Here is a 12,819-nt window from a genome sequence, read left to right as displayed (position 1 = left end):
CGCAACGAAAAGGAGACTCTCATGCGTCACTTTAAAAAACTTACACTTCTGAGCGCTGCCGCTATCGCGCTTGCATCGTCGCCTGCCTTGGCTCAAGGCCCTAAAGCAGATACTAATCAAGACGGACAAGTCACACAGGCAGAGTTTTCAGCTGAATCTCTGGCAAAGTTTCAAAGTGCGGATTTAAATTCTGATGGCTATCTAGATAAATCAGAACAAACCGCCCTTCGCGAAAACCGCCGCGACGCTCATTTGTCTCGCAAATTTGATAAAATGGACGCCAATGGTGACGGCGCCGTGACCGAAGCAGAAATGAAAGCCGCTGACACGGCCCGCGCTTCAAAGCGTCAAGAACGCCGCGACGAAATGAAAGCCCGTTTTGACACGAATAATGACGGTACGGTTTCAGAGGTAGAGAAACAGGCTGCCAAAGAGATGATGAAAGCCAAAAAGGGTGATCATAAAGGTAAACGCGGACATAAAGCCCGTTTGGATACAGACCAAGACGGCCGCATCAGCCAGGCTGAGTACATGTCACGCGCGGACGCTCTTTTCGCTCGAATGGATGCCAATGGAGACGGCGTTCTGACGAAAGGCGAAGGGAAACACCGCAAAGGCAAACGACATTCGCGTAAACATCGCGGCTAATGGCTAAAACCGACCCCGATATTGATCTCCTTCCCGGTCTTCGGGAAGGAGAAGAATCCGCTCTAGGCCATCTTATGGACAGGCATTTGAAAACTGTAACCGCCATTGGCTATTACATGTTGGGTGATGCCTCTTTGGCCGAGGATGTGGCGCAGACGACGTTCCTTAAATTCTGGCAAGTAGCTCCAAAATGGGAGCCTGGCCGCGCCACGATACTGACTTGGATGCGCCGGGTCGCGACGAATGATTGTCTGGATCGATTGAGAAAAAAAGGGCCGATTTATTCCGACCAGGTTCCGGATCAGGCGGATACGACTGAAACAGCTCTGGAGGAGCTAGAAAAAAATGACACAATTGACGCGGTCAGACGCGCCCTTTCTAATCTTCCTGACACCCAAAGAGCCGCCATCACCCTGTCCTATTATCAGCATCTCTCACAGAAAGAGGGAGCCGCAATATTAGGGCAAAGCGTAAAAGCCTATGAGAGCCTGCTGTCACGGGCCCGAAAAAACCTAAAAGCGGCATTAAGTCCGTGGGTTGAAAGAGAGACAATATGAGCAATTTAAATAATTTACTTGATCAGGTGAAATCGCCCGAACCGAGCGATTTATTAAAAGCCCGTATTTTGCAGCAGGCGAAAGCGCAGCGTTCGTCCAAAACGGCAATTAATATCGAGAGCTTTAAAGCCGCAAATGACAATCGTTGGAAACGCTGGGCTGGCCTTGCTGCAATGGCCGTCATTCTCGGTGTCGTCGGCGTCAACACGCTCACCCCCATTCAAACGAATGAAGCCGAGGCTTGGGCCGAAACAGCGCAAACGATGGGTTATGAAGATCTTTACGCGTGGGTGGAAGGCGAGACAGTCGTAAACAATGAAATTGGATCCGAAATAGAAGTAGGGAATTTATAATCCGCCACTTTATTTAAGCTCATTCGTTATAGAACTAGACAAAAATCGCAACGCTTTGCATTCCCTCAGCAATTAGCTCACCTGAGCTGTTCCAGACACGCATGACCTGAGAAGAATAGCCCCCATGAGCCGCCGTTAATCGCGTTTCAATCTGCCACCACCCGTCTTCGGTTGAGGGGTTATCAGACAAAATATTAAATATCCAAGTCATGGAGCTGACAGGCCCGGGACGTTTCAACATGGGCAGAGCCCCTGGAGGCAAAACATCTCCAATACAAAAGAGACTCTCGGTTCCATCGCGAGAGCCTTCATGTTGATGGCGGCTCCATACCCGAATGTAGCCTTCATCTTGCGCCGTGACCGGACGTCCTCCTTCGATGAAACGTGTATCAAACTTATGAAAAAAAACAGGCACAAAGGCCTCGTATTCTTTTGGGGTATAGGGTTCACACTTTTCAGGTGAAGGGGCGTCGGGCGCAGGAAAGCCAACGCTTAAATCAGAGTCGCGGCTCGCTCCAAAACAAAAGGTGACACTTACCACTGGCGCTTCGCCGTCATATCCTTTTGCTTCAACAACAGTTACATTGCGCCCCTGACGCAAAACCTCTGTCCGGAAAACAGGGACTTCGGGGACGGGGCCGATAAAGTTGACATTTGCTGAGCGAAGCGGCGGCAAGTCCAGATGAGATTTATTGACGGCCGCAAGAGCCAGAGCGGCGCTCACTCCCCCATAAGCAGTTCGCCCCTGTCGCCAATTTTCAGAAATTTGAGCTTGCAGCCCCTCAGCTGTTTGCGTCATTGCGTCTGCAATATCTTTGAATCCGAAATCTGACATAGCCAATCTTTCCTTTTCGCTCACTATCTTTAGGAAAATCTACAGACTAGACTCTCACAAATCATACCAAAGAAAACCAGAGTCTTTCATGAATAGTCCTACAACGAAAATCGCTGTTTTTGGCGCTGGGTCTATTGGGTGTTATTTGGGTGGATTGTTAAAGTCACAAGACGCAGACCTTGTCTTTATTGGTCGCAGCCGATTGCAACACGCGGTTAAACAAAATGGCCTTACGCTAACCCATTTTCAGAACGCTCCCATTCATCTTGGTGCCGAAAAAGTGACTATTAAAACTTCGTCTTCGGCCCTAAGCGACTGCGATCTGATTCTACTCTGCACAAAATCCCAAGACACGGCCCTCGCGGCGCAAGACATCTTAAAGCATGCCAAACCAGGCGCGCATGTAATAAGCTGTCAGAACGGCATACGAAATGTAGCCGTTCTGAAAGAAGAGCTAGGCACTGCCTTCAAAGTTTCGGGAGCAATCGTCCCTTTTAATGTGACGCCAAATGGATCCGCGTCGTACCACTGCGGAACCGGAGGGACGCTACATTTTGAGCATAACCTGCCGGATGATGTCTGTCTGGCGTTCAACAAAGCCGGTCAGGCCACTCAATATGGCGGTAATTTTGAAGGCGACCAGTGGGCTAAACTTTTGGTGAATTTAAACAATGCATTAAATACGCTAAGCGGCGGCACTCTGAGGGAAAGTTTCTCTCAAAAAGACTATAGGCGCGCTTTCGCATGCGTTATTCAAGAGGGATTAGATGTCGCCAAGACGAAGGACATTGAGGTAGGACGGTTTAACGGCCACTCTCCGAAAGCAGTCATTAAACTGCTCAAACTTCCAAATGTTTTGTATCGCATCCTTATGGATCACATTGTGAAGATAGATGCCAAAGCCCGATCTTCGATGCTCGATGATTTGGAGATCGGCCGGAAGTCTGAAATAGAGTATTTGCAAGGAGAAATTGTCCGTCAGGGCAAAATTTTAGGGGTTGAGACCTACGCCAATTCAAATGTTTTGGACGCTATAAACACAGCCTTTGAAAAAGGCATGTCTCCGAAACTTTCAGGGACGGAAATACTAAAGCTTGTGAAAAAATAGCGACGCCATGCGAATTGGGAGGGGGGGGTATCGCATGGCGCCGCAACTGTCACGCTACGAACCAGTTTTCAGGGGAAGAAACTGTCGCAATCGCGTTACCTCTATTTAAGCAGCTTTTTCCTTACCGCTAGGCTGAGGTGTAATTAACTTTTGGTCAGAATTTTCAATCGCGATTTTACGCGGTTTCAAGGCTTCTGGCACATCGCGTTTCAGCGAGATTGTCAACAGACCGTTTCTCAATTCGGCTGCCGTCACTTTAACATGGTCAGCCAGTTGGAAACGACGTTCAAAACCGCGTTCGGCAATTCCGCGATGCAAATATTCTACATCATCATTCGCAGTTTCAGTCGCATTCGATCCAGAAATCGTCAGCACATTTTCATGAGTTTCAAGCTCAAGCGTGTCTTCGGAAAAGCCTGCGACGGCCAATTCGATACGGTAGCTGTCTTCGCTTAGACGCGCGACATTGTAGGGGGGGTAACTTGCAGTATTGGCGCTGGCTTGAGAAGCCGCATCAATCAAGTTTGCCATGCGGTCAAATCCGACAAAGTTGCGGTAGAGGGGGGAGAAATCATAAGTTCTCATGGTATCATCCTTTTTTAAAGCAATGTTAATTTGGACGCCCTTTGCGGGCCGTCCTGATTCAATTTACAAACCCCATTATGGCGGCTTGCATCACTAAAAATGGGGACGGATTTTGGGCTCGCAAGTTTACCAACTGCAAAAATTATCATTGTGCTGACATTTAATTTAGGCCAGTGAAATGCTACGGACGTTCAATGTGAGATTTCGATAGGGACAATACAATGATGACACTCAAAGTTACTAAATGGGCACTTCTTTCTGCGGCAGGCTTGGCGCTTGTGGCCTGCGGCGGCAATGACGAGCCTGCCAATCCTACGACAACCGAAACCGGAGCAGCGGAAACCGAGACGGTTGAAACCCCAGAGACAGCGGAAGCCTCGTTAAGCCTTTCAGAAGTTATCGCGGACCCTCGACGGGCAGAGGAAAGCGCCCGCGACCAGTTTCGTAACCCGCAAGAAACACTTGAGTTTTTTGAAGTTGGGCCAAACCAACGCGTCGCCGAAATTTGGCCGGGTTGGTATACAAATGTTCTCGCCCCTTATCTGGCGGCCAATGACGGAACTTATATTGCGGTGCAATACCCGACCGGCGTAAATGAGCGTCTGGATGCCAGAGTGCAGGCCTATAAGGATACTTATTCGGATGCGTCTGTTTACGGAGACATCGAATATGGTGCCTTTATGAAAGATTCCGGGCCGATTTTACCGGCTGAGTCAGTCGATACAATTTTGACATTCCGTAATGTTCACAACTGGATGGGCGGCGGATATGCGGATCAGGCATTTGAAGAATTCTACGCGGCTCTCAAACCCGGCGGACTGTTAGGCGTGGTAGAACACCGCCTGCCCGAAACCGCGTCTCAAGACCCTCGCGGTAGCAGTGGCTATGTTCAGGAAAGCTATATCAAGGATATGGCTGCGCGCGCCGGTTTTGAATTTGTCGCCGCAAGCGAAGTCAATGCTAACCCTAAAGATACGGCAGATCACCCAATGGGCGTTTGGACACTTCAACCGAGCTCCCGCTTGCCGGAAGAAGGCTCTGAAGAAGCTGTCGATTTCGATGCGGAGCTTTACAAAAACATCGGCGAAAGTGATCGCGCCACTCTCAAATTCCGCAAACCTTTATAGTCACCATGCAAATCTAAGGGCAAAAAGGACTCGCGCCGCCCTTTTATTTGCGCATAACTAGACACACACACATGACCCCGGGAGGATGATATTATGGAAAATTCTGAAATCGCCACAAAGATGACCGACGCGCTGGAAAAGGCGGGCGGCATCGACAAATCTGTTAAGTTTGACTTTGAAGGCGATGGCGCCGTTTGGGCACAAGGCACATCGGCGGAAGTGTCCGATAAAGACGCCGATTGCGTCATTAGCGTGGACAAATCCGATTTCATCTCATTGGCCAAAGGCGAAATGGATCCGATGATGGCGTTTATGTCCGGTAAATTAAAAGTCACTGGCGACATGTCTGTTGCCATGGGCTTACAAAGCATATTCTCGAATATGTAATTATGTCTCACTAGGTCTCGTCCGAGGCCTGGGCTTTTTATGCGACACGACTCTCTGCCATTTGAAACTGCCGAGATTATTCAGCCGGGCGGCCGCGCTTTGCCGCCCGGATTGGAAACACGCGCGAAAACTTATTTCGCGAAAGGAAAGGATGGCATCAGACTTCGCGTCCTTCTCGCTTTACCCGAAACCCATGCGCCTCGCGGCACAATTCTTTTTTGCCCCGGCCGCACAGAATTCATCGAAAAGTACTGGGAAAGCGTTTCGGATCTTACCTCGCGGGGGTTTTGCGTCCTTATGATGGATCCCCGCGGTCAAGGCCTATCGGATCGCATTCTACCGGATAAACTAAGAAGTTATATCGATAGCTTCCAGACCTATGCTGACGACCTTGCAGAAATCACGGCTCAATTTGACTCGGCTCTACCGCGCCCGCACATTGCTATGGGACACTCCATGGGCGGCACCGTGGTGCTGCACGCTATACTAAGCGGCGCTCTCTCCCCTTCAGCCGTTATTTGTAGTGCCCCCATGCTCGGCCTGTTCGACCTTGAGACAACATTTATGCGGTGGACGATTTCGGCTTTATCAAAACTTGGACTGGCGGAGAAAAACCTTCCCTTCCAGACGCAACGCAACGGGATGCCCGTCTCTTTCAGCGCCAATAAACTTACAACAGATAAAGAGCGTTACAAAATCTGGGCCAGCTACTTCCAAAGTGTTCCGCGCCTTCGCGTGGGCCAACCCACATTTGGCTGGATCAGTGCGGCGCTATCTTCCATGTCCTATGTAAACCGCAATGCAGAGAACCTTAGAGTGCCGGGATTAATCGTAGCGGCCGGAGCCGACCCCATAGTGGACCCTAGTTCTATAGAGGAATTCGCCAAGAACGCCGAAATTAATTACGATGTTATTCCCGGCGCACTACATGAGCTCTTTCTGGAGCGCGACTTATACAGAACAAAATTTTTTACAATGATTGATGATTTTCTGGACGAACAGGGACTATAGATTAAATATCCTACTTTTTCAGGACGGGTCCATAGCCCGGCCTAAATAAGTATAAAGCTCGGGCAGTAATGCCGGATCACTGACGGCCACCACACGACCGCCATTCACCGCAGATCCGCCCTCCCAATTAGTCAAGCGACCTCCGGCCCCTTCAACAATTGGCATGAGAGCGCGGACGTCACACGGTTTCATCAGGGCCTCAATGATAATATTCATACGCCCTTCGGAGAGAAGTCCGTACCCCAGAGCGTCTAACCCGAGGCGCGAAAACCTTACGCCGCGGCGGATGATATTATAGGCTGCGAGTTCTCCGGGCTTGAACATGGCTAAAGGTTCTGTACATCCCAAAACGGCATCCTGAAGTACCGCGCAATCTGCCACTTTCAATGGAGTGGACACCCCTTTTTCAAGAAGCCAGGCTTCTTTTTTATTATTGTAAAGTCGTCCGAAATATTGCTTGTCCAGCGCCGCAACATCTATCAGCCCCAGAATTGGTTCATCTTCATAGGACAGAGCAATAAGTGTGCTCCAGACCGGAACTCCGGCAATGAATCCGCGCGTTCCATCAATAGGATCAAGCGTCCAGGAAAATTCATTTGTGCCGGTGTGGTCAGCAAACTCTTCCCCTTCAACACTGTCATCCGGGAAGGCTTTTAAAATAAGGTCGCGTAGAACCTTTTCCGCGTCCTTATCCGCTTTTGTCACGGGATCGTAATCCGTTCCCTTAGCCTTATTTTCTATCCCCTCTGGGTTTAAAAACAGTGGTAAGGTAATGGCACGAGCCGCCTCTGCCAGTTCAGGAAGAAAGGCGAGTCGGGTATCAATTTTAGCTTTTACGGTCATGCACACAGGCTAGCATGACCGCCCAACGGAACAACCCGTTTAATTGCCGAAAGCTTATTGCGCGACTAATCTAAGATTGGGCTTAGTTGTAGCTTCGAGAGATTTTGCCAAGTCCAATAAATGTTTCCGCGGCGTCTCGCCCATAGAGTAATAAGCCCGAACCAAGTCCATCGTCTCTTTTTTCGACAAGACATCAGGCGCAATTACATCCGGGTCAGGCGCATTATATAGGGGATCATTCGAAGAGAGGCCTTCATAAAAATACTGAATCGGCACGGAAAGCGCTTCTGAAAGTTCAAATAGACGAGCAGCAGACACTCGATTTGCTCCGCATTCATATTTTTGAATTTGCTGAAACCGTATGCCGACCTGCTCAGCCAGACTTTGTTGCGTCAGTCCCAAAAGGCGGCGGCGGCGGCGGAGGCGTTTGCCCACGTGGAGGTCAATATCATTGGTCATTCAGTTCACCCTGTTTTTGTTACGCCCTTACCAGAGCAAACGCTGTGCCAAAGTGGTGAAATCTACCTTTTAAAATTCCCCTGCCGGTTGTTCGCCTTAAAAAAGGGGGAGTTTTTCCCTTTTCTCCTCACACATGGCCGAAAGGCTGACACATTTTTCTCGTCCTGTTTGAATTATCACCGGAGCCTGTCTCATATTGGGACATTTTGAAATCTTCAGCCGTGGTTATTGGGCCGCGCGACTGTTCGGAATAAAGGCCTGTATAAGACTCCGCGTGATCTGTGCGAGATCCTCTGCCAAGTTGTCATAGCCTTTTTTCGGCGCCAAAGTGACAGGATTGAGGTATAAATCGCGGTTTATTTCGATTTGAACCGCCTCGACACCGTTTTCGGGACGTCCATAATGCGACGTTACATAACCTCCCGCATAGGGATAATTTGTTGAAACCGAATAGCCTGCTGCGCGAAAAATTCCCTGAACACGGGCAAGCGTATCCGGATGGCAAGACTTTCCGAAGCGGTCGCCAAGGATAATATCCGGTCGTCTGGCTCCCATCGGAGAAAACCCCGGCATAGAATGACAATCAATCAAAAGGGCCTGGCCAAACCTTTTAACGCACTCCTCTATCAAACCCTGCAAGGCGTTATGATAGGGGCGATACAGCTTATTGAGCCTGAGGGGCATAATATCTGCGTCAGGGGCACGTCGATAAATCGAGCTCGTCTCATTAATATGCGTCGGAATGACTCCAAGCCCGGCCTGAGCCCTGACGCTGCATTTTTTTGGCTTGTCGCACCAGCCGGGCGGCACCTCATCTTCGCTGCGATTCACGTCGACAAAACATCGCGGAAACCGGGCCGAGAGTAAGGGCGCTCCTGCGGCCACACAGGGCCCGAACAATTTATCCACGAAGATATCTTCGTTTTTACGGAGTTGGGCGATACTGAGCATAGAGCGTTCAATAAAGCTCTGCGGATAGATATTACCGGAATGAGGAGAGGCAAACACAACACCTGCCCGCCATTGAGACGGACGCAGGAGCTCACAAGCCGGAGTTAAAACCTCCAGACTGTCTTGCTCAAGCTCATAAGCCGACTTCATCATATACTCCTTATACCGCAAAAATCACGCAGGCGTTATAGAAAGTCTTAAGATAACCCACTTAGCACCTTAATTATGGATATTTTGGGACAAGTGGCCGAAATCCTGCATAGAAATTCAGTCAGGCACCCATTAAAGACCTAAAATAAGACATTTAACGCAACAGGAAAATTTATGGCGACCATTTTATATGCCGAAGACGATGATGCGATGCGCAAGTTTTTCGAAAAAGCGTTGGAAAAAGCTGGCCACCAAGTGATTTCCTGCTCTGACGGAGAGCGGGCATTACGCGCGCTCAAATTTGCAGACGGGGCGTTCGATATGCTCTTGACCGACATTATGATGCCCGGTCTGGACGGTATTGAACTGGCTAAACAGGCAGAAGTCCTCTCTCCCGGAATAAAAATTATGTTCATCACAGGTTTTGCCGCTGTCGCCATGAGTGATGCAAAAGCCTCAGAGACCACAGTTTTGTCCAAACCCGTCCACTTACGGCAATTAGTGGCCGAGGTGGACCGTCTTATCGCAGCGTAAGGCCCAACCCGCACCTCTCCGGTCGGTTCGCAAAGAATAATTAATAAATTTTAGTAAAGGCGCACCCAAACTCAAAACCTCTTCGTATCTTTTAGGCAAGTTCTAATTGCATTATCACTGAGAGGACAAAATAATGAGAAGATTTCTAACGGGAACTATATCGGCAGGCGCACTCGCTATATCTCTGATGGGGGCGGCCCCGGCTTTTGCCGACGGAACCCCTGACTGTAATGCAGGCGACATGGACGCTACCTCACTTGAGTGTGGTGTTGATTCAAATGCTGACGGCATTGACGCTCTTGCTGTCGGGACTGATTCCAACGCCGAAGGCAATTCCACCAGCGCCGTTGGCGGGGAAAGTAACGCTGTAGGGGCTGGCGCAACCGCAATTGGTTGGCAAGCATCTGCAACGGGAGCCCAAGCGCAAGCCTTTGGTCACCAGGCCACAGCAACAGGCGATCTGTCTCTCGCTATTGGTGAGGATTCACAAGCCCAAACTGCTAACTCCACGGCGATCGGCAATCTCAGCGTCGCAAACGGGGCTGATGCTTTGGCTATCGGGGATGAAGCCAGTTCAGTTGGCACTTCAACGACAGCTATTGGCGGCGAAAGTAATGCTGACGGAACAGCCGCCACCGCCGTAGGTTGGCAGGCTAATGCCGAGGGCGAACGCGCTCATGCCATTGGACACCTTGCAAATGCGCAAGGCGTAAGAACTTTGGCCGTTGGCGAAGATGCTAATGCCGTAGGAACAGAGGCCACAGCAGTCGGTAACCAAGCCTCGGCAACGGGTGTTGATGCAACTTCATTCGGTACTATGGCCAATGCCAATGGTAACTCTACGACAGCGGTCGGCGGAGAAAGCAATGCGGACGGCCTAGCGGCGACAGCCTTTGGTTGGCAAGCAAACGCCGTAGGCGAGCGCGCTCACGCTATTGGCCACATCGCCAATGCTGAAGGTGACTTCACACTCGCCGTCGGCGAGGAAGCAAACGCCGTCGGTGTTGAAGCCAACGCCCTAGGATCAAGATCAAATGCGAATGGTAACTCTACCACAGCAGTCGGCGGACAAGCCAATGCAGACGGCCTAGCGGCAACAGCCTTTGGGTGGCAGTCAAATGCCGTTGGAGAACGCGCTCACGCCCTCGGACACATTGCGAACGCGGAAGGCGATTTCACACTCGCCGTCGGCGAAGCGGCAAATGCCGTTGGAGTTGAAGCTAACGCAATAGGATCAAGATCAAATGCCAATGGTAACTCTACGACAGCGGTCGGCGGGCAAGCCAATGCAGATGGCCTAGCGGCAACAGCCTTTGGGTGGCAGTCAAATGCCGTTGGGGAACGCGCTCACGCCCTAGGCCATATTGCTAACGCAGAAGGCGATTTCACACTCGCCGTCGGCGAAGCCTCGAACGCCGTTGGCCAGGAAGCCACAGCGGTTGGTAATGCCTCCTCTGCAACAGGGGTTGACGCAACTTCATTTGGTACCATGGCAAATGCCAATGGGAACTCTACAACCGCAATTGGCGGAGAAAGTAATGCAGACGGACTGGCCGCGACAGCTATTGGTTGGCAAGCTACGGCAACGGCTGAGCGGGCTCATGCCTTCGGACACTTGGCTCAAGCCACTGGGGTTCGATCTCTAGCCGTCGGTGAAGGCGCCGTCGCAGGTGCCGATACGGCAACTGCAATCGGTAATGGCGCCAATGCCAGTTTCGGTAACTCAACCGCTATCGGCAACGGCGCGACAACAACGCGCAACAACCAAGTTGCTGTCGGGACCGCCGTCAACACTTATACGTTTGCCGGCCTAACATCCGCGACGAGTACGGCTGCGCAAACAGGCGACATAGGACTTGTCACAACTGACCGGGACGGCAATATTGCCGCTGACTTCTCGCTGCAAAGTGGACAAGCTGCCAATAGCGTCGCCATTCAAAACAACGCCGCTGGTATTACGACAAACTCCATGGCGATTAATTCGAACGCGGCAGCCATTGATTCAACCAATGCTGTTCTGGCGTCGACTAACGCCGCCGTGGCTTTGAATACAGCAGCTATCGATTCAAACTCCGCACAAATTAGCCGGAACATTGATAGCATCCTAGATAACCGGGCAGGTATTGCGGCCGCTCTTGCGCTCGACAATGCTTATGTACCTCTGACACAGACCTATGCTGTTTCAGGCGGTTTTGGCTATTATGACGACGAGACAGCTTTCGCCGGGAGTGTCGCTTACCGTATGAACCAGAACTTCCAGTTCAGCGGTGCCGTCACGACAGGTGTAGATAATGGATCAACAGGCGCCCGCGCTGGTTTTCAAGCCAGCTGGTAGTCTTACCAATAGAGCGCGCCTCTCCGGGAGCGTTCATTATAAAGTTAAAGCCTCGGCAGTTTGCTGGGGCTTTTTCATGTCGGTTTGCCTTTTTAATGGGCCGCATTTCGAATAGGGTTTTCACGCCCAAGCATTTTAAATGGGGGAGTAAAGAAACAAATGTTACAAATAAGGAGAAAGACGGCATGTTGAAATTATTAGTTCCGGCTCTCGCTTTCTCGACGCTGCTCGCGTCAGTTTCCCCTGGCGAGGCTCTCGCGCAATCAACTCCACAACCTTCATCTGTCAGGTCACCTGCATCAGTGCCGGACGAAAATACTTTGTCTCGGCTCGTTTGGTCGACCATGATTGCCCTGGACAATGCCAATAGGACAGAAAACTATTCCGTCCTTTATTCGCTTGGCTCTCTCAGGTTTAAACAAAGAAACCCTCCCGCACAATTAATGCAAAATTTCTCATCCTTACGTCAGAACCGGGTTGATTTAGGCCGAACTATTTTATCACCCCCGACCTACTATATCCCTCCCGCCATTCTGTCAGACGGAAGCCTGCGCTTGCGGGGCGGGTTTGACTATCGTCTAAAGTCTGTTCGCTTTGACCTTATATATACGAATGAAGGAGGAGGCTGGAGGATCAACGCGCTCTCGATTGTTGAGACGGATGCCTCGGCCCCGAAGTAGTTAAAGGCTTCCTCCTCCGCCTACTCAGGCCATAAAAAAGCCGCCCCATCAGGGCGGCTTTCGGGTTTAAGGTTTAGCCTGAACCTCAGCTATTATCTATAACAATGGGCTCGGCTGTTTTATCCAATGGGATAATATCGCCTTGCATTGGCTCAACAGCCTCGTCGAATGGCCCTTGATTAAAGGCCGCTGCAAACCCGGCGCCCGCTTGCTGCGGAGCTGTGCCCGCTGGCGGTGGAGGCGGAGGCGGAGGAGG

Annotated in this window: 15 protein-coding genes; 10 read left to right on the top strand and 5 right to left on the bottom strand. The window is 50.7% G+C overall.

The window, feature by feature from the left end; translation table 11 throughout:
- Positions 1–21 precede the first annotated feature (21 nt).
- From ACNA05_RS13550 to ACNA05_RS13540, 3 genes are read left to right on the top strand one after another with little or no spacing between them, the layout of a single operon-like run.
- Positions 22–648 (top strand): EF-hand domain-containing protein, encoded by a 627-nt coding sequence (locus ACNA05_RS13550; RefSeq protein ID WP_415812050.1) that lies wholly within the window; start codon positions 22–24, stop codon positions 646–648.
- Positions 648–1,205, top strand: a complete 558-nt coding sequence (locus ACNA05_RS13545) for a sigma-70 family RNA polymerase sigma factor (protein ID WP_415812049.1) — start codon at positions 648–650, stop codon at positions 1,203–1,205. Before ACNA05_RS13550 ends, ACNA05_RS13545 begins: the two co-directional genes overlap by 1 nt.
- Positions 1,202–1,558, top strand: a complete 357-nt coding sequence (locus ACNA05_RS13540; protein WP_415812048.1) for a hypothetical protein — start codon at positions 1,202–1,204, stop codon at positions 1,556–1,558. Before ACNA05_RS13545 ends, ACNA05_RS13540 begins: the two co-directional genes overlap by 4 nt.
- A 34-nt stretch (positions 1,559–1,592) precedes the next feature.
- Here ACNA05_RS13540 and ACNA05_RS13535 read toward each other — a convergent pair whose 3' ends face one another.
- Positions 1,593–2,393, bottom strand: coding sequence for an acyl-CoA thioesterase (locus ACNA05_RS13535; protein ID WP_415812047.1), 801 nt, complete (start codon positions 2,391–2,393; stop codon positions 1,593–1,595).
- Positions 2,394–2,481: 88 nt separating this feature from the next.
- On the opposite strand from ACNA05_RS13535, the gene ACNA05_RS13530 reads away from it, so the two are divergent.
- Positions 2,482–3,501, top strand: a complete 1,020-nt coding sequence (locus ACNA05_RS13530; RefSeq protein ID WP_415812045.1) for a 2-dehydropantoate 2-reductase — start codon at positions 2,482–2,484, stop codon at positions 3,499–3,501.
- A 105-nt stretch (positions 3,502–3,606) separates the two neighbouring features.
- On the opposite strand, the gene ACNA05_RS13525 is transcribed toward ACNA05_RS13530, so the two are convergent.
- The gene (locus ACNA05_RS13525; RefSeq protein WP_415812044.1) at positions 3,607–4,086 is read right to left on the bottom strand and encodes an Hsp20 family protein; all 480 of its coding nucleotides are present in this window, start codon (positions 4,084–4,086) and stop codon (positions 3,607–3,609) included.
- A gap of 221 nt (positions 4,087–4,307) precedes the next feature.
- Here ACNA05_RS13525 and ACNA05_RS13520 point away from each other — a divergent pair, with 221 nt between their 5' ends.
- From ACNA05_RS13520 to ACNA05_RS13510, 3 genes are all read left to right on the top strand, one after another.
- The gene (locus ACNA05_RS13520) at positions 4,308–5,213 is read left to right on the top strand and encodes a class I SAM-dependent methyltransferase (RefSeq protein WP_415812043.1); all 906 of its coding nucleotides are present in this window, start codon (positions 4,308–4,310) and stop codon (positions 5,211–5,213) included.
- A gap of 93 nt (positions 5,214–5,306) precedes the next feature.
- Positions 5,307–5,600 carry an SCP2 sterol-binding domain-containing protein gene (locus tag ACNA05_RS13515; protein ID WP_415812042.1) on the top strand — a complete coding sequence of 98 codons (294 nt, stop codon included), beginning with the start codon at positions 5,307–5,309 and terminating at the stop codon, positions 5,598–5,600.
- A 39-nt stretch (positions 5,601–5,639) separates the two neighbouring features.
- Positions 5,640–6,611, top strand: a complete 972-nt coding sequence (locus tag ACNA05_RS13510) for an alpha/beta fold hydrolase (protein ID WP_415812041.1) — start codon at positions 5,640–5,642, stop codon at positions 6,609–6,611.
- An 18-nt stretch (positions 6,612–6,629) separates the two neighbouring features.
- Here ACNA05_RS13510 and ACNA05_RS13505 read toward each other — a convergent pair whose 3' ends face one another.
- The 3 genes from ACNA05_RS13505 to ACNA05_RS13495 form a co-directional block, all read right to left on the bottom strand.
- Positions 6,630–7,454 carry an inositol monophosphatase family protein gene (locus ACNA05_RS13505; RefSeq protein ID WP_415812040.1) on the bottom strand — a complete coding sequence of 275 codons (825 nt, stop codon included), beginning with the start codon at positions 7,452–7,454 and terminating at the stop codon, positions 6,630–6,632.
- 54 nt (positions 7,455–7,508) lie between these two features.
- Positions 7,509–7,913, bottom strand: coding sequence for a helix-turn-helix domain-containing protein (locus ACNA05_RS13500; protein WP_415812039.1), 405 nt, complete (start codon positions 7,911–7,913; stop codon positions 7,509–7,511).
- A 225-nt stretch (positions 7,914–8,138) separates the two neighbouring features.
- Entirely contained in the window at positions 8,139–9,017 is an 879-nt protein-coding gene (locus ACNA05_RS13495; protein WP_415812038.1) for an N-formylglutamate amidohydrolase, read from the bottom strand.
- A gap of 171 nt (positions 9,018–9,188) precedes the next feature.
- Here ACNA05_RS13495 and ACNA05_RS13490 point away from each other — a divergent pair, with 171 nt between their 5' ends.
- From ACNA05_RS13490 to ACNA05_RS13480, 3 genes are all read left to right on the top strand, one after another.
- Positions 9,189–9,548, top strand: coding sequence for a response regulator (locus ACNA05_RS13490; protein WP_415812037.1), 360 nt, complete (start codon positions 9,189–9,191; stop codon positions 9,546–9,548).
- Between the two features lie 133 nt (positions 9,549–9,681).
- Complete coding sequence (locus ACNA05_RS13485) at positions 9,682–11,883, top strand: YadA-like family protein (RefSeq protein ID WP_415812036.1); 2,202 nt, start codon at positions 9,682–9,684, stop codon at positions 11,881–11,883.
- A gap of 185 nt (positions 11,884–12,068) precedes the next feature.
- Positions 12,069–12,563, top strand: a complete 495-nt coding sequence (locus tag ACNA05_RS13480) for a hypothetical protein (protein WP_415812035.1) — start codon at positions 12,069–12,071, stop codon at positions 12,561–12,563.
- Positions 12,564–12,819: the final 256 nt, after the last annotated feature.

Source organism: Litorimonas haliclonae (genome assembly GCF_965138505.1).
GTDB classification, from domain to species: Bacteria; Pseudomonadota; Alphaproteobacteria; order Caulobacterales; family Maricaulaceae; genus Litorimonas; species Litorimonas haliclonae.
This window is presented reverse-complemented; position numbering and strand designations above follow the sequence as displayed.